The organism is Hymenobacter algoricola, assembly GCF_039539525.1.
In the GTDB taxonomy this organism is placed as follows: Bacteria; Bacteroidota; Bacteroidia; order Cytophagales; family Hymenobacteraceae; genus Hymenobacter; species Hymenobacter algoricola.
Genome location: NZ_BAABDH010000112.1, coordinates 39,020 through 62,089, shown reverse-complemented (window position 1 = coordinate 62,089; position 23,070 = coordinate 39,020). Strand labels below are relative to the sequence as shown.

The window sequence follows — 23,070 nt, the reverse complement described above, 5'->3', positions numbered from 1 at the left end:
TTGAAAGAGCCTCTGCCATCAGCAGAGGCTCTTTGTTGACTTCCCACTGCCCCGGTGACAACCGCCTCCACGGTCCGCCATGAGGGGCAGCTCAGGCCTTCCTCGATCCGTACGTACTCATCAAAGCCGCGAGGGCGACCTTTCGGGACACCTACGCGCGGCCGAGTCGCACGCGGAAGGTGGCGCCCTCCCCTTCCCGGCTTTCCACCTGAATGCTGCCCCCGTGGGCCTCTACAATGCGGTTGACCAAGTACAGGCCCACGCCGGTGCCGGCCGTATGGTGATGCAGCCGGCGGAAGAGGTCGAACAGCTCCGAGCCATACTTGGCGGCATCGAATCCCAGCCCGTTGTCTGCCACCACCAGCACGGGCTGGTCGTCCTCCACCCAAGCGGAGACGTGGATGCGGGCCGGCCGGGCCGGGTCAGCGTATTTCAGGGAGTTGCTGAGCAGGTTTAGCAAGATTGTTCGCAGGTTGCCGCGGGCATAAGCCACGCTGGGCTGGGCGTCGAAGTCTACGGTGATGCGGGCCCGGGCCGCGCGCACCTGCGGCTCCAGCGTATTCACCACTTCCTCCGTCAGGTCGCTCAGCGAAACGAGCTCGGCGGGAGCTTTTTGCGGTTGCTGGGCTTGTCCCAACGTGGCTAAGTCATCGATGGTGACGCCCAGCTGCAGCAGCGCTTCCTGCATCATGGGCACGAGCAGCTGCTCCTCGCTTGGCTGGGCAAAGGTCACGCCGCGGCGCAGCTCGTCGAAAAGGCCAATCAGGTTGTTTACCGGCTGCTTGAGGTCGTGGGAAGCGGCGTACACAAAGTTGTCCAGGTCCTTGTTGGTCCGGGTCAGACGCTCGTTGGTTTGCTTGAGCTCCGTGATGTCGATGGCCGAGCCCACGTAGCCGTACAGGTCGCCGTTGGGGTAGAAGCTGGGCGCACCCTGTGCCAGCAGCCAGCGGTACTCCCCATCATGGCGGCGCATGCGATGCTCGAGCACGTAGAGCGTGCGGGTGCGGATGGCCTGCTCCAGGGTTTGTCGGGCCAGGCCGAGCTCTTCGGGGGGCAGGAAGGCGGCCCAGCCTACTGCCACGTACTGCTCCAGGCTCACCCCCACAAAGTCCAGAAAGGCCTGGTTGGCGTAGCGGATGGTCGAATCCGGGTTCACGGCCCACATCTGGTTGGGGGCGGCATCAGCCATGATGCGGAAGCGGGCTTCACTCTCCCGCAGGGCTTCGGTGGCCTGCTGCTGCGCCGTCACGTCGCGGGCTACGGCCAGCAGATACGGCTGGCCGCCGAGCTGCAGCCCGGTCAAGCCGACCTCGACCGGAAACACGTGTCCATCCTTGCGCCTGTGCCGGGTTTCGAGCGGCGGCAGGGGCGCGTGCTGGGCCTGGGCAAAGAGCCGGGCAAACCCCTCGTGCTGGTGCAGGACATCAACGTCGGGCACGCGCAAGGCCGGAATTTCCTCTTCCGCGTAGCCCCAGGCTTCCCGCGCTTTCTGATTGAGGTAGGCAAAGGAGGCATCCTCGCGCATGAGAATGAACGCGTCGCGGGCATGGTCGGCCATGAACTTGAAGCGCTGGAACTGCTCCCGGCTCTCCTCCACTTTCTGCCGGGCCGTCACCTGGTCGGTTACTTCGAACACGAACACCATCACGCCATCAATCTGCCCCTGCTCATCCAGCCGAGGCTGGTAGAGGAAGGTAAAGTAGCGGTCTTCCAACTCCCCATCCCCCGGTCTTGCAATGGGGATGAGCAGGCCCTGCTCCTCGTGCGACTGGCCGGTTTCGTATACCCCGCGCAGCAGCAGCTCAACAGTGGTGCCCACAAACTCGGGCAGGGCCTCCAGCGCCGGGCGGCCTTGCAGCTGCCGGCCGGGCAGCAGCAGCTGGTAGCCGGGGTTCACAAACTCAAACACGAACTCGGGCCCCGCCACAATGGCGATGCCGGCCGGAGCCTGCATAAACAGCGCGTGCAGGCGCTGACGCTCAGTTTCCCTGGCCTGGCGGGTGAGCACCTACTCGGTCACGTCGTAGGCAAAAATGGAAATACCCGCCACTGCGCCCGCCTCGCGGTAGGCCTGGTAGGTAAAGTTGAAGTAGCCTTGGCGGGGAGGCGCGCCGTTGGCGCCGGCCGGGGCAAACGGGAGCTCCGCCCCGAAGAACGTTTCGCCCGTCTGGTACACGCGGTCCAGCAGGGCCACGAAACCCTGCTCCTGCAACTCCGGCACGGCCACGGCCAGATCCAGGCCCACCAGCTGGCGGCCCGGAAAGAAGGCCTGGTAGGCAGGGTTGACGTATTCGTAGCGGTGGCCCGGGGCGCGGAGCAGCGCCACCACGGCCGGGGTTTGCTCAAACACCTGGTAGAAGGCCTCCCGCTCCCGGGCCAGGCGCCGGGCCGTGTTCAGTACTTCGGCCTGGACCGCTAAAGCCGCTTGGGTGGGCTCCGCTCCGCGGACTTCCGGCTCCCGGTTTGCCTGCTGCATCAGCTGGCGGGCCAGCACCTGCTCCGCTTCCGCATCGGCCCGGGCGGTTTTTTCAGCGGCTGGCGCCGTATGCAGAGCTTCTTCCACGGGCGGGCGGGGCTGGCCGGCCGGGTCGGTAAAGCTGACCAGCAGAAAGGAGCCCGAGCGGCGGGCGGCCAGGCGGTAGTGGCTGTCGTAGCCGCCGGCCTGGTAGCTGACGTCGTACTCGCGGGGCTCGCCGCTGACAAACGCGTCGACGTGGAAGGCGAAGGTGCCATGCTGCTTGCTGTGGGGCCACTGCTGCAGGTGCGTCAGCGGGGGGCGCTCCGGCATGCGCATCATGCGCTGCGCTGCCGGGTTCAGGTAGGCGAAGCTAAAATCAATCACCTCACCGGCCGGGTCGTAAAGGGGCGTGTAGAAAATAACGCCCGTGAGCGAGACGGCCAGCAGGTCGTTGACCAAGTCGCCAAGATGGGAGAAGTCAGCTGGTAACGGGGCGGAGGTGCCGGGCATACTGCAAGCGTCAGAAGAGGAGGGAACTTGCGTAAAAAGCGGCAATCTAAACGTTCCGGTTACGGCGTCAAAGGCGTAGCGCCCTGGCGACGGTGGACCTTACTGGCAGTGAGCTACGGCTTCGCCGGCCAGGCCGGCGAATTACGGCCCAAGTTAGGAGTCGTTTTTTTTGCGCAGGTAATCAATTCATTGCCTGATTCGTCTCCTCCCGCTTCTACCCAGGCTTCAGTGCCCACCACCCGGCGGCCGCCCCGACGGAGCGAAGCCTTACCGAAAATTACAGCTCGTACCGCTCCACAGGCTGGTAATTTTCGCTTGCGGGGTGGAGCCGTCCAGGATGCCGTATAACCCGGAGGAAGTGGCAAACTCCTGCCCCAGACTGGAGGTGCTCACCTGGATGGAATAAGCACTTTCCAGCTCGGCCCGGGTCGACCCGAACCCAATGCCCGCCATGGTAGTCAAGCCAGGCCCTTTTCCGGCCGGCGCCCCCAGGTACCAGCCCACGAAGCGCCACTGCGGCGCGGAAGCAGCTTTGCTGCTTTTGTTCTGCTGGAAGGCCAGGGTCAGACCATTGGGCCACGAGGCCATCTTCAGCGGACCCGCGCCACACTCGCCATTGATGCCAATGCTGGCCACGGGTACCTGCAGCACCCGGCTTACGGTTGCTACCAACTGCTCCAGCGGCATCCCAAAAGGAATTTCCCGGGCAGAGCCGCCGGGCTGGCTCACCAGCTGCAGGGCATTGGCAGTAAGGGCCAGCATTGGAGGGCTGGCCGCCGCCGCCGCCGATTCGGCCGGTGGAGCCACCGGTGCGGTAGCTTTCGCTGCCGGGTCGGGAGCGGCTTGGGCAGCGGGAGGCGGCGGTGGCGGCGTAGTGTCCTGGCGTTGTTGGCACCCGGCCAGAGCAGTGGCGAGCAGGCCAATCGATAATAGCTTCATAGGAGGAAATGACGGGGTTAAACGAAAAGCCAGCATACGTAGCCGGGGAAGTTCGCGCAAAAAAAAAACAGGCGCATGACCTCATCCCGGTCGCGCCGGGGCCGCGCGGCCGCGTGAGCACCCGGGCCGCTGCCCGAGTATTTGCTATTTTTGACAACCCTGTTTCGGGCCACTCCTCCTTATTGATTTGGTGAAGCTACGGCTACTCGCCCGTGGTTTAGCCGCTGGCATTTTGCCCGATTCCGCCGCCGCCGGTACTGCGGCCCCCTGCCCATGAGAAACCTTCTGCTGCTTTTGCTCCTGCTGACGGCCAGCTACCAGGCCGCGGCCCAGGCCCGCGCGCCGCTGACGGCCCGCCAGGATAAAGTGAGCCTCCAGTTTGCCCTGGCCCCGGACGGCCGCCCCAGCTACGCCGTTTTCTACGGCCCGAAGCCGGTTATCCTGCCTTCCCGCCTGGGACTGGCCTTTGCCGATGGCAAAGGGTTCGATGGGCCACTGGTGCTGCTGGGCAGTGAGGTAACGGAGGTGGACGACACCTGGCAGCCGGTGTGGGGCGAGGTCAGGAGCATCCGCAACCACTACCAGCAGCTGACGGTGCACCTGCGCCAGCCGGCCGCCACCGGCCGCCGGCTCGACTTAGTCTTCCGGGTATTTGCCGACGGCGTGGGCTTCCGCTACGAGGTGCCCGCCCAGCCTTCGCTGGCCTACTTTACGGTGCAGGACGAGCACACCGAGTTCAACCTGCCCGCCAACCACAAGGCCTTCTGGATTCCGGGCGACTACGACTCCAACGAATATACCTACTCCACTACCCGCCTGAGCGAGGTCAACAGCGCCGGCATCGAGGCCATCCAGCTCAAATCAGCGCCCCGGCGGGTGCAGACGCCGCTGATGCTCAGGTCCGACGACGGGCTCTACGTCAACCTCCACGAGGCCGCGCTGGTCAACTACCCGGCCCTGATGCTGAACGTAGACCCGAAAACCTTCGGCCTGAGCAGCCAGCTCGTGCCCGATGCCAGCGGCACGGGGGCCAAAGCCTACCTGCAGGCGCCCGAGCACACGCCCTGGCGCACCATCGTGGTGGCCGACAATGCCCCGGCCGTGCTGGCCTCCAAGCTGATCCTGAACCTGAACGAGCCCCCCAAGCTCACCGATACGGGCTGGATTCAGCCCCAGAAGTTCGTGGGCGTGTGGTGGGAGATGCACGTCAACAAGGCCAGCTGGAACTACGCCGACACCACCAACCTCAAGCTGGCCGACACCAACTGGAACGCCCTTAAATCCAACGGCCACCACGGGGCCAATACGGCCAACGTGAAGCGCTACATCGACTTTGCCGCCGCCCATGGCCTGCAAAGCGTGCTGGTGGAAGGCTGGAACGTGGGCTGGGAAGACTGGGCCAACAACTGGAAAGAGGAGGTCTTCGACTTCGTAACGCCCTACCCCGACTTTGCCGTGGCCGAATTGCAGCAGTATGCCCAGGGCAAGGGGGTGCAGCTGATGATGCACCACGAAACCAGCTCGTCGGTCACCAACTACGAGCGGCGGCAGCCGGCCGCCTACCGCTTTATGCAGGAGCACCACTACGCGGCCGTAAAAACCGGCTACGTGGGCCGCATCATCCCCCGCGGGGAGCACCACGACGGGCAGTGGATGGTGAACCACTACGTGCGTACGGCCCGGCTCACGGCCGACCACCGCCTTATGGTGGACATGCACGAGTCGGTGCGGCCCACGGGCCTGCACCGCACCTACCCCAACTGGCTGGCCAACGAGGCGGCCCGGGGCAACGAGTTCAACGCCTGGAGCAGCGGCAACCCACCCGAGCACGAAACCATCCTGCCCTTCACCCGCCTGATGGGCGGCCCGATGGACTACACTCCGGGTATCTTCCAGATCAAGCTCGACGACTGGAACCCGGCGCGCAATAAAGGCCGGCAGGTACACACCACCCTGGCCAAGCAGCTGGCCCTGTACGTGACCATGTACTCGCCCCTGCAGATGGCCGCCGACCTGCCCGAAGCCTACGAGCAGCACCTCGACGCTTTCCGGTTTATCGAGGACGTGGCCGTGGACTGGGACGACACCCGCATCCTGGCCGCGGAGCCCGGCGACTACATCACCACGGTGCGCAAAGCCAAGGGCAAAGACGAGTGGTACCTGGGCGCCATCACCGACGAAAACGCCCGTGCGCAAAGCGTGAAGCTCGATTTCCTGACTCCGGGCCGGCAGTATGAGGCCACCATCTACGCCGACGGCAAAGGCGCCAGCTGGGACCAGAACCCGATGGCCTACCAGATCCGCCGGCAGCAGGTGGACCACAAAACCGTGCTGAAACTGCTGCTGGCCCCCGGCGGCGGGGCGGCAGTGAGCTTTAAGCCGGCCGGAAAATGAGTGGCGGACTGGTCTTAACCGCCTAGCCGCCGGGCCTTTCTGCGGTATCCGGGGGCTTTCTGGTGGTTTTTCAGCCGGCCAAAGCCCCAATGTGTTACTTTGGGGGCTTCGTTCCGGGACATTTGGCCTACCCGGCCGTATACCCCAGCCGGCGCCGCACAGGCGCCGCGGAACAACCCAGTACCCACCAAATCCAACCCGTTAGAAATGACAAAAATCAAAGTAGCAAATCCGGTCGTCGAGCTGGATGGCGACGAAATGACGCGCATCATCTGGAAGTTCATCAAGGACAAGCTGATAACCCCGTACCTGGAGCTGGACATCAAGTACTATGACCTGGGCATTGAGTACCGCGACGAAACCAACGACCAGGTGACCATCGATGCCGCCAACGCCATCCGGCAGTACGGCGTGGGCATCAAGTGCGCCACCATCACCCCCGACGAGGAGCGGGTCAAGGAATTCAACCTCAAGCAGATGTGGAAGTCGCCCAACGGCACCATCCGCAACATTCTGGACGGCACAGTGTTCCGCGAGCCAATCGTGATGAGCAACGTGCCCCGCCTGGTGCCCAACTGGACCGCGCCCATCTGCATCGGCCGCCACGCCTTCGGCGACCAGTACCGGGCCACCGACTTCGTGACCAAGGGTAAGGGTAAGCTCACCATCACCTTCACGCCCGAAGACGGCGGCGAAGTGCAGTCGTTCAACGTGTATGACTTCAAGAGCGACGGCGTGGCCCTGGCCATGTACAACACCGACGAGTCCATCCGCGGCTTTGCCCACGCCTGCTTCAACCAGGCCCTGATGAAAGGCTGGCCGCTGTACCTGAGCACCAAGAACACCATTCTGAAGAAGTACGATGGCCGCTTCAAGGACATCTTCCAGGAAATCTACGAGCAGGACTACCAGGCCAAGTTCAAGGCCGCCGGCATCACCTACGAGCACCGTCTGATCGACGACATGGTAGCCTCGGCCCTGAAATGGAACGGCAACTTCGTGTGGGCCTGCAAAAACTACGACGGCGACGTGCAGAGCGACACCGTCGCCCAGGGCTTTGGCTCCCTGGGCCTGATGACCTCCACGCTGGTCACGCCCGACGGCAGCACCATGGAGGCCGAAGCCGCCCACGGCACCGTTACGCGTCACTACCGCGACCATCAGGCCGGCAAGCCGACGTCGACCAATCCCATTGCCTCCATTTTCGCCTGGACCCGGGGCCTGGAGTTCCGCGGCATCCTGGACCAGAACCAGGAGCTGATTGACTTCTGCAAAGCCCTGGAAGCCGTGTGCATCGAAACCGTGGAAAGCGGCAAGATGACCAAGGACCTAGCCGTCTGCATCCACGGCAACAAGGTGGAGCACGGCCGCGACTACCTCTACACCGAGGAATTCCTGGCGGCGCTGGACGAAAACCTGAAGCGCAAGCTGGGCAAGTAATCCTGCCTCCAGCTGCCCTAAAAAAGCCTGTCCGGTTCCCGGATAGGCTTTTTTGGCTTTACCACCTACCTACGCAGCTCTGGGCATCCGCAGCCCCTGCTGACCTACGGGCCACTTTGCAGAGTTTCTCCTGCCCATGCGCGGGGCGCCGGGGCCATCAGTTGCTGCCGATGGCCGGATGGTCGTAGGCCCCGGCGTGGCGCAGGAAAAAATCGTTGACCGCCGCTTGCAGGGCCTGCACATCATCCGTGTCCAGCTCGGCGATGATGTGGCTCAGGGAAGTGATGTGCGGGTGCGTCGAGAGCAGGTAGCCCGGGGCATCGAGCCAGGAGTACACGTACAGCTGTGTCCCGTCCTGGGCCTGGCAGGTGTGCACGTAGCGTATCTCGCTGGGTGGAATGTAGGCGGCGGGTTGGGCAGAAGCCTGGTAGGCGGGCTGGCCGGTGGTGCCCAGGGGGGCAAAGCCGACGGCGGTCAGGCTGGTTTGTTTCAGGAGTGGAACCATAGAAAAGGATACCAGCGCCAGACACTCCGGCGGAATGGTTTGAAGAAAAGAAGGATGGAAAGTAAGTAAAGCAAGGCAATTGCGGCCTTTGATGAAAGGCCTTTTTCAAGCAAATCGTGACACGAAATAGCCGGGCTATATTTTTCTTTTACTATGATTTTTTACGAGACAAACTACTGCCGTTTAAGCATCTTGCCAGATTTTACTCCCGCCAATCTGCCGGCTGCTGTGACAGTGGTGCGGGTCTGCGGCATTTCATTTATCTTAGAAGAAGTTAGACGCTTCTTCATTCCCCTCCTGCTCATGGAAAACCCTGAAAACAAGCGCGTCCGCACCCTGGTTAACCACTGGCTGCAGGCCCACCCCAACCGAATCCGCAACCGGCGGCAGCGCCCGGAAATGTTTCAGGGCTGGAAGCTGGCTGCCATGCGTTACCTCCGGCAGGGCAACCCCCACGACACCAACGCCATTCTGACCTGGTTTGCCACCCAGGCCGAAGGCTCGGCGATGGAAGACTAGGATTCGGAATCCGGGTTCCGGCCGGCGGCCCTCGCGGGGCTTTGCTCAGCGCCGGCCGAATCCATTGTCGACCTTGTGCCGTATAGCCCGACAGTAAGATAAATTCTCACCCTTTCTTCCCTCCTATGAACAAGCACTTGATTTCCACTTTTGCCTTGGCCGCCATTTTCAGTCTGGGCACTGCTTCCGCCTCCCTGGCCCAAAGCATGTCGTCGAAGTCGGACTCTGAAAAGACCAAAACCAAGGCCGACGGCATGATGTCGAAAACCAAGGTGGGCGACGACGGCAAAACCAAGATGAAAGGCAAAGCCGATGATGGCAGCAAGATGAAAGCCAAGACCAAGCCGATGGCTGGTGACATGGCCATGGGCAGCTCGGCCGGTGTAATGGTCGGCGGCGCCATGATGGTGCCCGACAAAGACATCGTGGATAATGCCGTTAACTCCACCGACCACACCACGCTGGTGTCGGCGGTGAAGGCGGCCGGCCTGGTTGAAACCTTGAAGGGCGCGGGTCCCTACACCGTGTTTGCCCCTACCAACGCGGCCTTCGACAAGCTGCCCGCCGGGACGGTAAACACGCTGGTGATGCCCGAAAACAAAGCCAAGCTCACCACCATCCTCACCTACCACGTGGTACCCGGTCGGCTGATGGCGGCCGACCTGAAGGACGGTCAGACGCTGACCACCGTGGAAGGCGAAATGCTGACGGTTATGAAGAAGGGTGGCTCCGTGATGCTGCGCGACGCGAAAGGCGGCATGGCCACGGTTACCATCCCCAACATCGTCGACAGCAACGGGGTAACCCACGTTATCGACACGGTACTGATGCCAACCAAGTAATTTGCGCGGTGCTCCGGCACCCGACGCTTAGCGAAAAGCCGACCCCCTCAGGTCGGCTTTTCTTGTTTTCAGGCCGGGTTCCAGGTTACGCTTTGATGACTATTGGGCCCTTCACCGGCTAAAGCGCACTTCCCTGACGGCAGAGCGCCAGCCGCATAGCGCATCTACGCCGTAATTTTCCGACCTTTAGAGGCGTTTTTTCGTTCCCCCTTCTCCACCCCTACATGAAGCACTTTTTCGCCTGGGCCTGCGCGGCCGTTTTGGGCCTGAGCACGGCCGCTACGGCTCAAGTAATGCCCGCGGCCCCTCCCACTACCCTGCAGGGTCAGACGCTGAAAACCTGGCTGGTCCAGAACTGGTACGACGGCAAGCGGGTGGATCTGGGCTACGACCGGGCCCGGGGCAAGATGTACAACTACGTGGACGTGTACAACGGCCAGCTTACCTGCGTGTATTCGGGCTACTCGGTGCCCAAAACCCTGGACTCGACGGCCACCAGCACCAGCAACGTGGGCCGCCTGAACTGTGAGCACAGCATTCCGCAGTCCTGGTTCAATGAGGTCAGCCGCATGAAGGCCGATATTCACCACCTCTACCCCACCTACGACACCTGGAACTCCAACCGCGGCAGTGACCCGTTCGGCGAAATCGCCGACGCCAGCACCCAGCTCTGGATGCGCGGCACGGTGGCCCAGGCCGCTATTCCTGCCGCCAACATCGACGAGTGGAGCGAGGACACGAACACCATGTTTGAGCCCCGCGAAGACCACAAAGGCAACCTGGCCCGCGCCGCCTTCTACTTCTACACCATGCACCAGGGCCAGTCGTTTGACCCCGGCAAGGAGGTAATTGCGGCCCTGGCCGACCTCAACACGCTCTACCAGTGGCACCTGGGCGACCCGGTTGATGCGCGCGAGCGGGAGCGGAACCGCCGGGCCGCCAAAAGCCAGGGCAACTTCAACCCCTACATTGCCTACCCCGACCTGGTAGCCCGCGCCTGGGGCTTCACCATCCAGCCCACGTTTAGCTTTGCTACGGCTACCGGTACCACCACCGAAGGCAACACCGGCACCAAGCCGTATACCGTGACGGTTTCGGTAACCCCGGCCCCCACCGCGGCCCTCACCGTGCAGGTGGCTCCCGATGCCGCCAACTCGACGGCCCTGACGCCGAGCGACTACCTCTTCTCAGCCCAGACGCTGACCTTTGCCGCCGGCCAGACCACTCAGACCGTCACCATCACGGTGAACGGCGACACGACCCCGGAGGCCGATGAAACCGTGCAGCTGAACCTGCTCAACGCCAGCTCGGGCGCGGCCATCGGCGGCCCCGCCAGCCACGTGCTGACCATCACTAACGACGACGGCCCGGCCCCGACCATTGCCTTTGCTTCGGCCACGGGCACCATTACCGAAGGCGACGCCGGCACGACCACCTACACCGCCAACGTCACGCTGACCGGCAGTGCCCCCTCGGCCGCCGTCACCATCCCCGTCACGGTAGTCACGTCCGCCACCACCGCCGACGCGACGGACTACGTGCTGAATACCACCAGCGTCACCTTCGCCGCCGGCCAGGCCACCCAGACGGTGCCCGTGACCATCACGGTGAGCGGGGACGTCACGCCCGAGTCCAACGAAACCGTGCGCCTGCAGCTCGGTACGCCCACCACGGGCGGCGCCGTGCTAAGCCTGAACAGCACCCACACGCTGAGCATCCTGAACGACGACCAGGCCCCGGCCGGCACCAGCTGCTCCGACCTGTACTTCTCGGAGTACGCTGAGTCATCGACCGGCAATACCAAGTACGTCGAGATTTTCAACCCTACCCCCGACATCATCAACCTGGCCGGCCTGCGGGTCGACCTGTTTGCCAACGGCGCCACGACGCCCACGTCTACCCAGGCCCTGACCGGCATGCTGAACCCCGGCGCCGTTTACGTCATTGCCAATGCCGGCTCGGTCGCGCCGGTGCTGGCCAAGGCCAACGTCACCTCAAACATTACCTTCTTCAACGGCGACGATGCGCTGGGTCTGTTCGATGGCACCGACACCATCGACGTTATCGGCGTTATCGGGCAGCAGCCGACGGGTACGGGCTGGGTGATTCCGGGCGGCGGCAGCACTACCAACAACACGCTGGTGCGCAAAGCCACGGTAGGCCACGGCAACACCCGCTGGGCCCAGGCCGCCGGCGAGTGGCAGAGCCTCGGCGTGGATGTCTTCACCAACGTCGGCCTCTACACCAGCTCGGCCTGCCTGGTTACGGGTACCCCCAAAGCCGCCCCGCTGGGCACCGGCCTGGCAGTGTATCCCAACCCGACGGCGGGAGCCTTCCAGGTGCGTGTTCCCGGCCTGCGCGGCCGCCACACCGCCGAAATCGGCCTCTACAATGCCCTGGGCCAGCAGGTGCTGATGCTGACCCAGCCCCTGAGCGGAGCCGACGCCGCGACGCTGAACGTTGCGGCCCTGCCGGCCGGCCTGTACTCGGTGCGCGTGACCGTCGATGGGGTGCGCTACACCAGCCGCGTGGCTGTGCGCCCCTGATCAGCCCCGCCGCCGGCTAGGCAAATGGCCCGGGCTCCAGCAGTGGAGCCCGGGCTTTTTGCTGGTCCGCCCGGCACCGGTGGAGCCCGGTTTACAACCCGCGGGAAGCCGCAGGCGACCCGGTAAGGCCTGAGCGGCCAGGCAGCTACCAGCAGGGCAGCTACTGGTCCAGAAGGTCCTGGTACTCCTGCTGGTGCTGCTCCACAAAGCCGCGCACAAACGAGCAGGACGTGCGCACGCGCAGGTGCTGCTCGCGGGCAAAGGCCAGCGCGGTTTTGGCCAGCAGCTCGCCCACGCCCTTGCCCCGCAGCTGCTCGTCTACGAAGGTATGGGTGAAGTCAATAACGTTGTCGGCCGGGCGGGAGTAGGTTAGCTCGGCCTCGTAGCCCTGCTGGGAGGCGTAAAACGCCTGCTCGTCCTGGTTGTGGGTGAGGGTCGGGTTCATGCGCTGAGAAGGATGAAAAGAATGCTCCGCCACCAGCGGCAGCCGCCTGCTTTTAACTCTGCCACCGGCGGCGAGGTTGCGCCGGAGCCGGGAAAACGGTTTTTCGAACCCGGGGCAGCCAATCCGGGGGTTTCTGCGTACACGAAAGCACCACGGCACTTTTCCCGCCCATCACTCCTACTTTCTTTTACCTCCTACTATGGCACACAACCCTAACGACGGCAGCAACGATAATCCGGACGAGTTCAGCGAGTTCCGCACCAAGTCGACCGACAAGGACGCCAAGGCCGAAAACCACGTTGAAGGCGAAAAGCGCGCCGGCGACTCGGCCCCGGCGGCGCCTTCCGGTACTCCCGCCTACGGCGACTTCGGCCACGAGCCCGGGGCCCCCAATGCCACGGCTGCCCGCCCCACCGACGCTACGCCCCACGGTGTGGCGGCCCCGAGCACGGCAGCGCCCGAGCAGCGCGGCGGCGCCCCGCAGAACCTGGACACGGCGGCCGTGCGGGCCACCAATAACGCCTCGGAAGAAGACAGCCGGGAAGCCTACAAGAAGGACGACCCGCGCTACGGCGGCGGCACCCGCAACTGGGAAACCGACGAGCCAGCCAACCGCACCGAGCACTCGGCCGAAGACGCCAACGACAACACCCTGAGCTAAGCCGTCAGCTACCACCACTTTTAACCTCCTTCCTGATGGACAAGCAGAAAAAAGATACCACCGGCCCCCAGAATGACGGCGCCAAGATGAGCCCCGAGCAGCAGAAGCACCACGACGAGCTGTATACCTACAAGCGCGACGAGGAAGGCACCCTCGACACCTCCGCCCAGCTCGATGCCGAAACCACCGGCATTCCCGACGACACCGTGAGCAAAGGTGCCGACCCCGGCACCACCGGCGACCCGGTCGACAACATCATCATCGAGTCAAATAACTCGATTGACGACAACAACCGCTAAGCTTACTGCCTTTTCACCGAAGTAAAAAGCTGTGCCAACCTGGGTTCCCTGGGTTGGCACAGCTTTTTTGCGACAATATATACCGAACAAAATATTCTATTTGTTTTGTAAATATTTAAATAATAAATTTAGTTTAAACACTAAAGCCAATGCTCATGAAACACTCCAACCTTTTTCTCGCCCTGTGCCTGCTTGTTGCAACGAGCTGTCAAAAACAAGAAAAAACGGACCCTATGGCCGCTGTTGGTATTGCCGACAACTCCTGTCCCTGCGTCCCCTGTGACCAGCTGCGCACCCAAACCCAGGGTGGCTGGGGAACGGTAGCCAAGGGCAAAAACCCCGGCACGTACCGGGATGCGAATTTCCTCAAAGTGTTCCCATCAGGCCTGGTCGTCGGCAGCGTGGGCGGATTGCCCAACACCTACTACCTCCGCTTTACGACCTCGCAGGGCATCGAAAAATTTCTACCCCAGGGCAGCACGCCGGCCGCGCTGACCTTTAGCGGAGAAGACGCGCAGATCTGGGATCAGAAGATCAACGTGCTGATAGGGCAGCTGGTAGCTCTCAAGCTCAACATCTACTTTGACTTGGAAGACGCCAATTTCGCCCCCTCTAACATCAACCTGGCCTTCACCCGAATCAGTGGCGGCATCTTCAACGGCGTGCGTGTCACTGACCTGATGACCATTGCCGATGCAGCCGTGGGGGCTGGCAAGCTTAGCTTCGTCAATCCGCTGGGCGTAACGACAACCTTCACGTATTCGCAACTGAACGAGGCTCTGTCCAGTATCAACGAGAACTTCGTCGATGGTACCAGCAGCAAAGGCTACGTGCTGTGCCCTACGCAGCCGTAGCGTTGGTGCAGAAGAGCAATAGACCCTGAGCGGGCCGATGGCGGATAGCCATCGGCCCGCTTTTTAGTATACTTTTCCCATTGGTCGAGCCATCTTCTCCTCGGGCTTACCACCGCCAGCCGACCAGAGCGCCCGTGTAGTAATTGCGGCCCGGGGCAGGCTGAAAGAAGCGGCTGCCAAACGCGTTCAGGTCGTTGCCCAGGCTGTAGCGCCGGTCGGTGGCATTGTCGAGGCCCGCAAATACGTCGGTCTGCAGGTGGCCGCGGGCCGGGCGGCGCCACCCGGCCCGTACCCCAAAGGTCCAGTAGCCGGCCGCGTACTCCGAGTTGGCATCGTTGAGCGGCAACCGCGCCTGGTGGGCCACGGTAGGGCTGGCGTAGAAGCCCCGCTTTTCGGCCCAGTCGAAGCCGGTGGTAAGCGTGTGGGGGGCCGTGCCGGTCAGGCGGTTGCCGCTGAAGTCGTTGCCCCCGGATTCGTAGCGGCCGAAGCGGTACTGATTGAAGCTATAGCTGGCGAAGGCCCGCAGGCCGGCGCCGGCAGAACCGCTGGCCGGTGCGGTCGGCTGCCAGAGCCAGCCGCTCAGGGCCGCCTCTACCCCGCGCTGCCGGGTGGTGCCCGCGTTGGAAAAGAGGCTGGCGCCCCCCGCCGCCGAGCGGACCACGATGGTTTGGCGCAGCCGCAGCTCATAGGCGGCCACGTCGAAGGTAAGCCGGCCCCGGAGCAGCTGCCCGCGGGTGCCTACTTCGTAGCTGGTGCCGCGCTCGGCCTGCAGCTCCCGGTTCAGGCTGCCGTCGGAAGGCCGGATTTCTTCCTCCGTCGGCGGTGAGAAGCCCCCGCTCACGCTGGCATAAGCCGAAATCTGCGGCGTAATTTCCTTCAGCAGCGCCACCCTCGGCGACACAACCGGCCGGAAGTCGCGCCGAAACTCGTAGCCCGCCGGGTTCAGGGCCGCAGCCGAGACGCGGGCAATGCGGTAAGCCAGGCGGTTGTAGCTGCCGCCCACCGTGGCCAGCAGCCCCGCCGGCAACTCCAGCTCGGCCTGCGCGAAGCCAAAGCCCGTGCTGGTCCGGATTTCGTCGTCGTAGCGCAGCAGCCCCGGCGTACCGGCGCGGTTCTGGTAGTTGCGGGAGCTTTCGAAGCTGCTCTGCCACTCGCCGCCGGCCCGCAGCCGCAGACTGCGTCCCGCCACCGTGGTGCGGTAGCTGAAAGCCGTGCGGCCGCCCCAGCCCACGGTGGTATTGCGCTCATAATCGACCAGGAAAGGTGTGCGAATGGCGCCGCCGGTTACGTAGAGCGTGGTTTGGTTGGTAACAGCGGGCGTAAACCGGTATTCGTGCGTGAGGCCTACCAGGGCCGTGCGCGAGGCGTAGGCCGCCTGCTGGGCCACGGTGCCCGGAGCCACCGCCGTGCTGGGGCGGGCCTGCCGCGGGTTCTGCTCAAACTGCGCCCGGGTAAGGCCGCCGGGCAGCTGGTAGCTCAGGTCGGAATACAGCACGTGGGCCGAGACGGTGCGCTGGTCGGAGGGCCGAAACTCGCCGTCGAGGGTCAGCACGTCGCGGAGCAGGGCACTGTTTTCGCGGTAGCCGGTAGCCGCCTGATGGGCATAGCTCACCCGCAGGCTGGTGGCGGCAGTGCCGGTTTCCACGGCCGCGGAATAGCGCCGCAGCCCGAAACTGCCCGCCACAAAGCCCGCCTGGGCCCGGGTTTCGCCCGGGGTAGGCTGCCGGCTGCTGAGCAGCACCGCGCCCCCGGTTCCGGCGCCGTACCCGCTGGCGGCCGGACCCTTGAGCACCTCAATGCGGCCCAGGCTGGCCACGTCCAGCAGGTTGAGGGCAGTGCTGCCGCTGGCGTCGGTGAAGGGAATATCGTGGTAGTACACCTTCACGTTGCGTACGCCGAAGGGAGAGCGGAGCGTGCTGCCGCGCACGCTGAGCCGGTAGCTGGCCGTGGCCCGCTCCTCCAGCCGCACGCCGGGCAGCGTATTGACGGCGGCCGTGAGGGAAACCGGGCTGAAGCGGTCCAGGGTACGGGCATCGACGACGCCCACGCTGGCGGCCGTGCGGCGCAGCGGCAGGTTCTGGCCGTAGCCCACCACCGTGGCCTCGGGCAGCGCCACCGGCCGGGTGGTATCGGGGGCGGCCGTCTGGGCGAGTAGGGACGCCGGCAGCAGCGGCAGCGTGAACAACAGAAGAAGTCGGGGGAGCATAGAAGAGCATCAGGTCGGTACTGGTCCGAACGGGAAAGCGGGCGGGAGGTTCATCTTTGACTACCGCGGGGTGCCGGTTGCAGGCTTCGTAAATCCGCGGTTTTCTAACCTGCAGCCGCTGCCCCTCGTCTTACAGGCATGGTGTTCCCCAAATTCCTCAGTGGCGCGCTGCTGCTGCTGCTCAGCTCCCTGCCGGCCCTGGGTCAGGCGCAGCGCGTGCGCGACGCGAATGCCATCGGCTGGTACGTGTACGAAGGCGACCACGCCCTAGGGCCGCGCTGGACGATCCACACCGAGTATCAGTGGCGGCGGGTGGGCTTTATCCGGGACTGGCAGCAGTCGTTGGCCCGGCTGGGAGCGGCCTGCCAGGTGGGGCCCCGCCTCACGCTGGGCGGGGGCTACACCCACCTGACCACCCACGTTTACGGCGACTATCCCACGGCCGACACCGGTGTGCCTTTCCCGGAGCACCGCCTCTACCAGGACGTGCAGCTCAGCGACACGCTGGGCCGCCTCACCCTGGACCAGCGCCTGCGCCTCGAGCAGCGCTGGGTGGGGCAGCTGGCCGAAGGGCGGGGGCGGGCCGTGCAAAGCTGGCAGTACCAGAACCGCATCCGCTACCAGCTGGCCGCCACCCTGCCGCTGCAGGGCCCGCGGGTGGAGGCCGGCGAGTGGTACCTGACGGGCTTTGATGAGGTGTTCCTCAGCTTCGGGCAGCACGTAAGCCGGGTGTTCAACCAGAACCGGATTGCGGGCGGGCTGGGCTACCAGGTGCAGGACAACTTTCGCCTGGAGCTGCTTTACCTGAATCAGATAACCCAGCACGCCGCGCCGGAGCCCGTGTCCGGCCTGCCCGTCTTCGAGTTCAACCACGGCTTCCGCCTGGGGCTGGCCTACGACCTGACGCTGGGGAAATAACCCGGTGGTGAGGCCGTAACAAGGACTGTGGGGAGCTAACAAGGCTTGGGTTGTTGTTGGGCGAAGCTCGCTACCTTCGTGGTATGCCCGCCCTGCCGCCCGATCTGCGCAAAGCCCTGTTCAACCTGCCCCAGAAGGAAAAAGACCAGCTGCTGGCCCGCCTCGTGGGCCAGGACGCGGTGCTCACCGAGCAGCTCAGCTACCGCCTGCTCGAAGGCCCCGACGCGCTGGCCGACCGCCGCCAGCACCTGCGCACCCAGATCGACGACCCGGTGCGCGGCTTCCACCAGACGCCCAACGACTTGCTGGTCATTTTGCGCCAGCTGCAGAGCCGCATCAGCTACCACGCCCGCATCACCGACGATGCCTTTGGCGAAGTGGAGCTGACGCTGCGCCTGCTCAACCGCGTATTTGAGCACCAGCCCGCGGTGGTGAGCCGGCTGCACGGCCCTACCCAGCCCCTGCTTCAGCACCTGGCCAAGCGCACCCACGACGCGCTGCGCCAGACCGAAAAGCTCCACGCCGACTACCACCTGGAGCTGGCCGAAGCCGTCAACCAGCTCCTGACCCGGCTTTACGAGTCGGCGGCGGCACCGCTGGCCCGGGAGCTGGGCGTGCCGAAAGCCTTCTGAGGCGGGCAGTGGGCCGCTGGTAAGTCAATCCAGGGCGCGAAAGACGATGGGCAGCGTGTAGGCCACGCGCACCGGCTGGCCCTGAATGCGGCCCGGATTCCACCAGGGCATGATGCGCACCAGGCGCAGGGCTTCCTCGTCGAGGCCGAAGCCCAGGCCCTTCACCACCCGGGCGTCGAGGATGTGCCCTTGTTCGTCGACGATAAAGCCCACGTGGACTTTGCCCGAGGTGCCGTGGCTCAGGGCTTCGGTAGGGTACTGGATTTTGGCCCGCAGGAATTTGGCAAAAGCGGCGTCGCCGCCGGGAAAGGTGGGCATCTGCTCCGCCGCGTGGTAGAGCACAGGCGCGGCCGGTGCGGCCGGGGGCGCTACCGCGGGGGCCGCGCTGGTGCCGCTGTCGGTGGTGGCTACCAGGGCCGCGGTCTGGGCCACTCCCACTTCGGCCGTAAGCAGCAGGACTGGAAGCAGCAGTAGGAGGCGGAGCATGGAAATGGGCTTTAGTAAACACACAGTCAAAGGTATGCCCCACCAAAAGCTCATCCGTAACGCCTGCATTATGGTTGTGTTGCGGATATGTTGGTAACATTGGCCGCATCCTTTCCGCGCAAATGCAGTACTTTAAAGCCAATCCCCCCGAAGCCGGCCGGATGGCTTCGGTTAGCCCACCTTTCCATGACTCCCACTCCCGAAAACGTACGCGTGCCCCAGCATCTCAATGAGGAAGAGCTGCGCCTGGCCCTGGACGAGCTGAACGGCAAGATCAAAACGCTGCAGAACCGCGCCCACGCTACCACGGCTACTTCCCAGAACACCTACCACGAGCACATTGCCGCCCTGGAAGCCAAGCGCACCAAGCTGGCCACCCTGCTCGGCCCCCGCACTGCGCCCGGCACCACCTCGCCCGAGCGCCCCACCACGGCCTGGGACGAAATCCGCCGTGGCATCGACAACCTGCGCGACGATCTGCGCAACATCCTTTAAGCTACGTTTATGCTGACCAAAAATTTCGTTCCGCTGCTGACGCTGGCGGCGGCTTTGCTGCTGATGCCCGGCTGTACGGCGCAGGAAAGCTTTCAGAATGCCGAGAACTGCGCCAAGGTTGAAGTCGGGATGAGCCAGGAGCAGGTGCGCCGCCTCATGGGAGCCCCCACGGGCGAGGATGCGGCGGCGGGCAGCACAACCTGGTCGTACCTGTTCGGCAGCGCTACCGATACCCAGCCCATCCGTATCCAGTTTGGGGCCGACGGTAAGGTAGCTTCCACCGCCTGCGCCCCGCAGGCTTCGGGCAGCGAGCGGCCCACGGGCAACTAGCCCGGCCCGCCGCGGGAGGGTGCCCGTCGTTCTGAGCCGGGCCCGGCCGCAGACACGCCTGCAATACCCTGCGTCTCTAAAAGCCCTTTGCCGCCCGCCGGCAAAGGGCTTTTGGCGTTGAATGAGCGGACCGGTTATCCGGGGCCGGGCTTTTGCCGGCTCAGGCGGCTACCCGAACCAGCCGGCCATTCAGCCGGCTTTGCGGCCCGTTACCGGGGTTATTGACCGTTCGCCCAAAATTCTTTTCATCCGGCCCGGGGCCGCGCTAGGTTTGGTCTATCCTTTCACGCCAACCCTTGCCACCCTATGAAACTCGCTGCTTCCCTTCGCCCCCTCTGCGCCGCCCTGCTGCTCGCCCTGGCACCGCTGGCCGCCGTGGCTGCTCCCGCCGGCCGCCCTGCCCCCGCGGCCGACAACGCCGCCGCTCACCCCAACTTCACGGTGCGGGTGGTAGGTCAGGGCCAGCCCATGCTGCTGATTCCGGGCCTGACCTGCCCCGGCGCGGTGTGGGACGAAACCGTGGCCCACTACCAGCGGCAGTACCAGTGCCACGTCATTTCTTTGGCGGGCTTCGGCGGCGCGCCGGCCGCGGCCAGCACCCAGGCGCTGCTGCTCAACGTGCGCGACCAGCTGCTGACCTATCTCAAAATCCAGCGGCTGACCAAGCCGGTCATCATCGGCCACAGCCTGGGTGGTTTTCTGGGCCTGTGGCTGAGCGTGACCCGGCCCGAAGCGGTAGGGCCGCTGGTAATTCTGGATTCGCTGCCCTTCATGGCGGCCGTGCAAAACCCGGCCCTGACGGCGGAGCAAGCCAGGCCGATGGCGGAAGGCATGCGCCGGCAGATGAGCCAGGGCAAGCTGCCCCCGGCCGCCCAGCGCCAGATGGTGGCCGGTCTGATCACCGATACGGCCCGCATCAGCCAGGCCACCCGCTGGGGCCAGGCCTCCGACGCGCCGACCGTGGCCCAGGCCATGTACGACATGATGACCACCGACCTGCGCCCCGAGCTGGGCCGCATTCAGGAGCCCACGCTGGTGCTGGGGGCCTGGGCCGCCTACCAGCAGTACGGTGCCACCAAGGAAAGCACCAAAGCCATTTTCGCCCAGCAGTATGCCAGGCTGCCCCAGCACCGCATCGAAATGTCGGCGGCCGGCAAGCACTTTCTGATGTGGGACGATACGCAGTGGTTTTTCGCCCAGGCCGACGCTTTTCTCAAGCAGAATACTGCGGCCGGGGCGGTCAAGGTTTCGAAAAGCCGCCCCTAGCTACTCTGGCCGGGCTGCCTTACCTCGGCGGCCCGGCTGGAGGATGTGCCGCAAAATCCGTAATCTGCGCCTATGTCTGCTCCCCGCCCCCGCCTCTACTGGACGCTTCAGCTCGTGGGCTGGGGCCTGTTCGGCGTTTTCGGCACCCTGCTTTACCTGCTGTTTGCCCCCCGAACCCACCGGCAGCCGCTGAGCGAAATCATTATTCTGGAAGCCTGCATTTCCGGCACCTTGCTCGTTGCCAGCCACTTGCTGCGGCGCTACATCAAGCACCACGGCTGGGTACGCCTGCCCATTGGCCGCCTGCTGCCCCGGGTGCTGCTGGCCGCTGCGCTGACGTCCGTACTAAGCCAAGTGGTTATCTGGGTGCTGCTGGTGTATGTGGTGCGGCTATATGCTAGCAGCGGGCAGCAGTACGGCTGGGCGCAGTTCAGCGGCTACGTGATGAACACCAACTTCGTACTCTGGATGTGGTCGGCACTGTATTTTGGGTTGCACTACCTCGACGGCTACAAGCAGGCCGAAATTGACAAGTGGAAGCTCAGCGCCGCCGTGCGGGAAGCCGAGATGCGTACCCTCAAGGCCCAGATCAATCCGCACTTCATGTTCAATGGCCTCAACAACATTCGCGCCCTGGTCACGGAAGACCCCGCCCGGGCCCGCGACATGATAACCCACCTGTCGGATTTGCTGCGCTACTCCATTCAGCTCAACAGTGCCGAGCAGGTGCCCCTGGCCCGGGAGCTGGAAATTGTGGCCCACTACCTCGAGCTGGAAGCCGTGCAGCTGGAAGAGCGCCTGAGCTACACCATCGACGCCGACCCGGCGGCCCTGCAGGTGCTCATTCCGCCTATGACTCTGCAGCTGCTGGTCGAAAACGGCATCAAGCACGGCATTGCGCCCCGGCCCGGGGGCGGCCGCATCACCCTGACCGCCCGCCTCGACCCGGCCGCTGAGGCGCTGCGCATCACCGTCACCAACACCGGCCACTACGCTCCCGCGCCGGACCACGCGGGCGTGGGTCTGCGCAACGCCCAGGAGCGGCTGAACCTGCTGTTCGGCGCCCGGGCCGGGCTGCGGGTGGGCAACTCGGCGGCCGCGCCGGCTACCGTGGTGGCCGAGCTGCACCTGCCGCTCCTTCCCCAACTGGCTTTGGCATGACGGCACTGGTTATCGACGACTCGCGGCTGGCCCGCACCGAGCTGCGCCGGCTGCTGCAGGCCTTTCCCGACGTAACAGTGGTGGGCGAGGCCCGCCACGCCGACGAAGCCCGCCTCCAGATCCGGGTCCTAAGCCCCGAGCTGCTGTTTCTGGACATCCACATGCCCGGGCAGAACGGCTTCGAACTGCTGGCTTCGCTGGAAGCGGCGCCCCAGGTTATTTTCACCACCGCCTACGACGAATACGCCCTGCGCGCCTTCGAGGCCAACGCCCTCGACTACCTCGTAAAGCCCGTGATGGAAGCCCGGCTGGCCACGGCCCTCGGCAAAGCCCGCGCCCGGCTGGCCCGGCCGGCGGCGGTTGCCGCGCCCGTTGCGGAGCCGGCCGCGGCCCCGCTCACGGCCCAGGATCAGGTGTTCGTCAAGGACGGGGAGCAGTGCTGGTTTGTGCGCCTGGCCGATGTGAGGCTGTTCGAAATCAACGGCAGCTACACCCAGATCTACTTTGAGCAGCACCGCCCCCTGATTCCGCGCACCCTGCAGCATCTGGAAGCCCGCCTCGACCCCAAAGTGTTTTTTCGCGCCAACCGCCAGCAGATCATCAACCTGAAATGGGTGGAAAGCATCACGCCCTGGTTTAGCAATACCCTGAAAATCAAGCTGCGGGAAGGACCGGAGGTGGAGGTATCGCGCAAGCAGTCGGTGCTGTTTCGCGAACTGCTGAGCTTGTGAGCGGCGGCATGGTTTGTGCAGCCGTTTTTTTCGGCGCCGCTGAACGGAGACTGTATCTTTTTGGTCTTACATCCAGTACAAACTTTTAGCCGACTGGCCTCCCCGGGCCGCACTTCTCACCTGGCCTTTCTCCGTATGAAATTCCGTTACCTACTTGCTCTGAGCGTGCTGCTCATTGGCGGCGCTTCCTGCAGCCACGATACCGTCACGCAGAGCCCGCGCAAATACAAAGCCGCCTCTACCCAGTCGGCGCGCCGTCCCAATGACAAGGCCAAGTACAAGAAAACCCGTGGCGAAGGGCTGGGCATTGATCTGAATGCCCGCAACCCTTACAAAACCGGCACAACCAATGCCCCCAAAAAATACAAGTACAACAACAACCCGCGGCCTTAGTCCCGGCTTCTCCCCCCAACGACAACGCCCCGACTTTGCA

General features: G+C 64.3%; 23 protein-coding genes. 16 read left to right on the top strand and 7 right to left on the bottom strand.

Features of this window, described 5'->3' with window-relative positions:
* Positions 1 to 151: 151 nt before the first annotated feature.
* From ABD842_RS19710 to ABD842_RS19700, 3 genes are all read right to left on the bottom strand, one after another.
* Positions 152 to 2,008 (bottom strand): PAS domain S-box protein, encoded by a 1,857-nt coding sequence (locus ABD842_RS19710; RefSeq protein WP_345117639.1) that lies wholly within the window; start codon positions 2,006 to 2,008, stop codon positions 152 to 154.
* Positions 2,009 to 2,968, bottom strand: a complete 960-nt coding sequence (locus tag ABD842_RS19705) for a PAS domain-containing protein (protein ID WP_345117637.1) — start codon at positions 2,966 to 2,968, stop codon at positions 2,009 to 2,011.
* A 267-nt stretch (positions 2,969 to 3,235) separates the two neighbouring features.
* Positions 3,236 to 3,907, bottom strand: coding sequence for a hypothetical protein (locus ABD842_RS19700; protein WP_345117635.1), 672 nt, complete (start codon positions 3,905 to 3,907; stop codon positions 3,236 to 3,238).
* 273 nt (positions 3,908 to 4,180) lie between these two features.
* Between ABD842_RS19700 and ABD842_RS19695 the strand changes: the two genes are divergently transcribed.
* Together ABD842_RS19695 and ABD842_RS19690 are read left to right on the top strand one after the other, a co-directional pair.
* Complete coding sequence (locus ABD842_RS19695) at positions 4,181 to 6,301, top strand: glycoside hydrolase family 97 protein (RefSeq protein ID WP_345117633.1); 2,121 nt, start codon at positions 4,181 to 4,183, stop codon at positions 6,299 to 6,301.
* 207 nt (positions 6,302 to 6,508) lie between these two features.
* Positions 6,509 to 7,741, top strand: coding sequence for an NADP-dependent isocitrate dehydrogenase (locus ABD842_RS19690; protein WP_345117631.1), 1,233 nt, complete (start codon positions 6,509 to 6,511; stop codon positions 7,739 to 7,741).
* Between the two features lie 157 nt (positions 7,742 to 7,898).
* Here ABD842_RS19690 and ABD842_RS19685 read toward each other — a convergent pair whose 3' ends face one another.
* Positions 7,899 to 8,246: a hypothetical protein gene (locus ABD842_RS19685; RefSeq protein ID WP_345117630.1), complete on the bottom strand. Its 348-nt coding sequence runs from the start codon at positions 8,244 to 8,246 to the stop codon at positions 7,899 to 7,901.
* 303 nt (positions 8,247 to 8,549) lie between these two features.
* On the opposite strand from ABD842_RS19685, the gene ABD842_RS19680 reads away from it, so the two are divergent.
* The 3 genes from ABD842_RS19680 to ABD842_RS19670 all read left to right on the top strand — a co-directional run bounded on the left by ABD842_RS19680 (position 8,550) and on the right by ABD842_RS19670 (position 12,153).
* Complete coding sequence (locus tag ABD842_RS19680; RefSeq protein WP_345117628.1) at positions 8,550 to 8,765, top strand: hypothetical protein; 216 nt, start codon at positions 8,550 to 8,552, stop codon at positions 8,763 to 8,765.
* A gap of 326 nt (positions 8,766 to 9,091) precedes the next feature.
* Entirely contained in the window at positions 9,092 to 9,607 is a 516-nt protein-coding gene (locus tag ABD842_RS19675) for a fasciclin domain-containing protein (RefSeq protein ID WP_425553213.1), read from the top strand.
* Between the two features lie 224 nt (positions 9,608 to 9,831).
* On the top strand, positions 9,832 to 12,153 hold the full coding sequence (locus tag ABD842_RS19670; RefSeq protein ID WP_345117626.1) for an endonuclease: 2,322 nt from the start codon (positions 9,832 to 9,834) through the stop codon (positions 12,151 to 12,153).
* 160 nt (positions 12,154 to 12,313) lie between these two features.
* Here ABD842_RS19670 and ABD842_RS19665 read toward each other — a convergent pair whose 3' ends face one another.
* Positions 12,314 to 12,598, bottom strand: coding sequence for a GNAT family N-acetyltransferase (locus ABD842_RS19665; protein ID WP_345117624.1), 285 nt, complete (start codon positions 12,596 to 12,598; stop codon positions 12,314 to 12,316).
* A gap of 199 nt (positions 12,599 to 12,797) precedes the next feature.
* Between ABD842_RS19665 and ABD842_RS19660 the strand changes: the two genes are divergently transcribed.
* The 3 genes from ABD842_RS19660 (at position 12,798) to ABD842_RS19650 (ending at position 14,412) form a co-directional block, all read left to right on the top strand.
* The gene (locus ABD842_RS19660; RefSeq protein ID WP_345117622.1) at positions 12,798 to 13,259 is read left to right on the top strand and encodes a hypothetical protein; all 462 of its coding nucleotides are present in this window, start codon (positions 12,798 to 12,800) and stop codon (positions 13,257 to 13,259) included.
* Positions 13,260 to 13,294: 35 nt separating this feature from the next.
* Entirely contained in the window at positions 13,295 to 13,558 is a 264-nt protein-coding gene (locus ABD842_RS19655; protein ID WP_345117620.1) for a hypothetical protein, read from the top strand.
* Positions 13,559 to 13,791: 233 nt separating this feature from the next.
* Positions 13,792 to 14,412: a hypothetical protein gene (locus tag ABD842_RS19650; protein ID WP_345117618.1), complete on the top strand. Its 621-nt coding sequence runs from the start codon at positions 13,792 to 13,794 to the stop codon at positions 14,410 to 14,412.
* A 106-nt stretch (positions 14,413 to 14,518) separates the two neighbouring features.
* Here the strand turns inward: ABD842_RS19650 and ABD842_RS19645 are convergent, their stop codons facing one another.
* Entirely contained in the window at positions 14,519 to 16,618 is a 2,100-nt protein-coding gene (locus ABD842_RS19645) for a TonB-dependent receptor family protein (RefSeq protein ID WP_345117616.1), read from the bottom strand.
* A gap of 138 nt (positions 16,619 to 16,756) precedes the next feature.
* Here ABD842_RS19645 and ABD842_RS19640 point away from each other — a divergent pair, with 138 nt between their 5' ends.
* Both ABD842_RS19640 and ABD842_RS19635 read left to right on the top strand, forming a co-directional pair.
* The gene (locus tag ABD842_RS19640; RefSeq protein WP_345117614.1) at positions 16,757 to 17,536 is read left to right on the top strand and encodes a DUF2490 domain-containing protein; all 780 of its coding nucleotides are present in this window, start codon (positions 16,757 to 16,759) and stop codon (positions 17,534 to 17,536) included.
* Between the two features lie 83 nt (positions 17,537 to 17,619).
* A complete protein-coding gene (locus ABD842_RS19635) occupies positions 17,620 to 18,168 on the top strand; it encodes a hypothetical protein (protein ID WP_345117612.1) in 549 nt (182 codons plus the stop codon).
* A 24-nt stretch (positions 18,169 to 18,192) separates the two neighbouring features.
* On the opposite strand, the gene ABD842_RS19630 is transcribed toward ABD842_RS19635, so the two are convergent.
* Positions 18,193 to 18,654, bottom strand: a complete 462-nt coding sequence (locus ABD842_RS19630) for an energy transducer TonB (protein ID WP_345117610.1) — start codon at positions 18,652 to 18,654, stop codon at positions 18,193 to 18,195.
* Between the two features lie 186 nt (positions 18,655 to 18,840).
* On the opposite strand from ABD842_RS19630, the gene ABD842_RS19625 reads away from it, so the two are divergent.
* The 6 genes from ABD842_RS19625 to ABD842_RS19600 all read left to right on the top strand — a co-directional run bounded on the left by ABD842_RS19625 (position 18,841) and on the right by ABD842_RS19600 (position 23,030).
* Positions 18,841 to 19,149 carry a hypothetical protein gene (locus ABD842_RS19625; RefSeq protein ID WP_345117608.1) on the top strand — a complete coding sequence of 103 codons (309 nt, stop codon included), beginning with the start codon at positions 18,841 to 18,843 and terminating at the stop codon, positions 19,147 to 19,149.
* Between the two features lie 9 nt (positions 19,150 to 19,158).
* A complete protein-coding gene (gene bamE / locus ABD842_RS19620; RefSeq protein WP_345117606.1) occupies positions 19,159 to 19,479 on the top strand; it encodes an outer membrane protein assembly factor BamE domain-containing protein in 321 nt (106 codons plus the stop codon).
* Positions 19,480 to 19,785: 306 nt separating this feature from the next.
* A complete protein-coding gene (locus tag ABD842_RS19615) occupies positions 19,786 to 20,745 on the top strand; it encodes an alpha/beta fold hydrolase (RefSeq protein WP_345117604.1) in 960 nt (319 codons plus the stop codon).
* Between the two features lie 72 nt (positions 20,746 to 20,817).
* Positions 20,818 to 21,906, top strand: coding sequence for a sensor histidine kinase (locus ABD842_RS19610; protein ID WP_345117603.1), 1,089 nt, complete (start codon positions 20,818 to 20,820; stop codon positions 21,904 to 21,906).
* Positions 21,903 to 22,637, top strand: coding sequence for a LytR/AlgR family response regulator transcription factor (locus ABD842_RS19605; RefSeq protein WP_345117601.1), 735 nt, complete (start codon positions 21,903 to 21,905; stop codon positions 22,635 to 22,637). Before ABD842_RS19610 ends, ABD842_RS19605 begins: the two co-directional genes overlap by 4 nt.
* 135 nt (positions 22,638 to 22,772) lie before the next feature.
* A complete protein-coding gene (locus ABD842_RS19600) occupies positions 22,773 to 23,030 on the top strand; it encodes a hypothetical protein (RefSeq protein ID WP_345117599.1) in 258 nt (85 codons plus the stop codon).
* Positions 23,031 to 23,070: the final 40 nt, after the last annotated feature.

What these genes read in the sequence shown, in the direction of transcription:
- ABD842_RS19705 (WP_345117637.1), bottom strand. Translation starts at nt 2,968, where the DNA reads ATGCCCGGCACCTCCGCCCCGTTACCAGCTGACTTCTCCCATCTTGGC.
- ABD842_RS19700 (WP_345117635.1), bottom strand. Translation starts at nt 3,907, where the DNA reads ATGAAGCTATTATCGATTGGCCTGCTCGCCACTGCTCTGGCCGGGTGC.
- ABD842_RS19695 (WP_345117633.1), top strand. Translation starts at nt 4,181, where the DNA reads ATGAGAAACCTTCTGCTGCTTTTGCTCCTGCTGACGGCCAGCTACCAG.
- ABD842_RS19690 (WP_345117631.1), top strand. Translation starts at nt 6,509, where the DNA reads ATGACAAAAATCAAAGTAGCAAATCCGGTCGTCGAGCTGGATGGCGAC.
- ABD842_RS19685 (WP_345117630.1), bottom strand. Translation starts at nt 8,246, where the DNA reads ATGGTTCCACTCCTGAAACAAACCAGCCTGACCGCCGTCGGCTTTGCC.
- ABD842_RS19680 (WP_345117628.1), top strand. Translation starts at nt 8,550, where the DNA reads ATGGAAAACCCTGAAAACAAGCGCGTCCGCACCCTGGTTAACCACTGG.
- ABD842_RS19675 (WP_425553213.1), top strand. Translation starts at nt 9,092, where the DNA reads ATGAAAGCCAAGACCAAGCCGATGGCTGGTGACATGGCCATGGGCAGC.
- ABD842_RS19670 (WP_345117626.1), top strand. Translation starts at nt 9,832, where the DNA reads ATGAAGCACTTTTTCGCCTGGGCCTGCGCGGCCGTTTTGGGCCTGAGC.
- ABD842_RS19665 (WP_345117624.1), bottom strand. Translation starts at nt 12,598, where the DNA reads ATGAACCCGACCCTCACCCACAACCAGGACGAGCAGGCGTTTTACGCC.
- ABD842_RS19660 (WP_345117622.1), top strand. Translation starts at nt 12,798, where the DNA reads ATGGCACACAACCCTAACGACGGCAGCAACGATAATCCGGACGAGTTC.
- ABD842_RS19655 (WP_345117620.1), top strand. Translation starts at nt 13,295, where the DNA reads ATGGACAAGCAGAAAAAAGATACCACCGGCCCCCAGAATGACGGCGCC.
- ABD842_RS19650 (WP_345117618.1), top strand. Translation starts at nt 13,792, where the DNA reads ATGGCCGCTGTTGGTATTGCCGACAACTCCTGTCCCTGCGTCCCCTGT.
- ABD842_RS19645 (WP_345117616.1), bottom strand. Translation starts at nt 16,618, where the DNA reads ATGCTCCCCCGACTTCTTCTGTTGTTCACGCTGCCGCTGCTGCCGGCG.
- ABD842_RS19640 (WP_345117614.1), top strand. Translation starts at nt 16,757, where the DNA reads ATGGTGTTCCCCAAATTCCTCAGTGGCGCGCTGCTGCTGCTGCTCAGC.
- ABD842_RS19635 (WP_345117612.1), top strand. Translation starts at nt 17,620, where the DNA reads ATGCCCGCCCTGCCGCCCGATCTGCGCAAAGCCCTGTTCAACCTGCCC.
- ABD842_RS19630 (WP_345117610.1), bottom strand. Translation starts at nt 18,654, where the DNA reads ATGCTCCGCCTCCTACTGCTGCTTCCAGTCCTGCTGCTTACGGCCGAA.
- ABD842_RS19625 (WP_345117608.1), top strand. Translation starts at nt 18,841, where the DNA reads ATGACTCCCACTCCCGAAAACGTACGCGTGCCCCAGCATCTCAATGAG.
- bamE (WP_345117606.1), top strand. Translation starts at nt 19,159, where the DNA reads ATGCTGACCAAAAATTTCGTTCCGCTGCTGACGCTGGCGGCGGCTTTG.
- ABD842_RS19615 (WP_345117604.1), top strand. Translation starts at nt 19,786, where the DNA reads ATGAAACTCGCTGCTTCCCTTCGCCCCCTCTGCGCCGCCCTGCTGCTC.
- ABD842_RS19610 (WP_345117603.1), top strand. Translation starts at nt 20,818, where the DNA reads ATGTCTGCTCCCCGCCCCCGCCTCTACTGGACGCTTCAGCTCGTGGGC.
- ABD842_RS19605 (WP_345117601.1), top strand. Translation starts at nt 21,903, where the DNA reads ATGACGGCACTGGTTATCGACGACTCGCGGCTGGCCCGCACCGAGCTG.
- ABD842_RS19600 (WP_345117599.1), top strand. Translation starts at nt 22,773, where the DNA reads ATGAAATTCCGTTACCTACTTGCTCTGAGCGTGCTGCTCATTGGCGGC.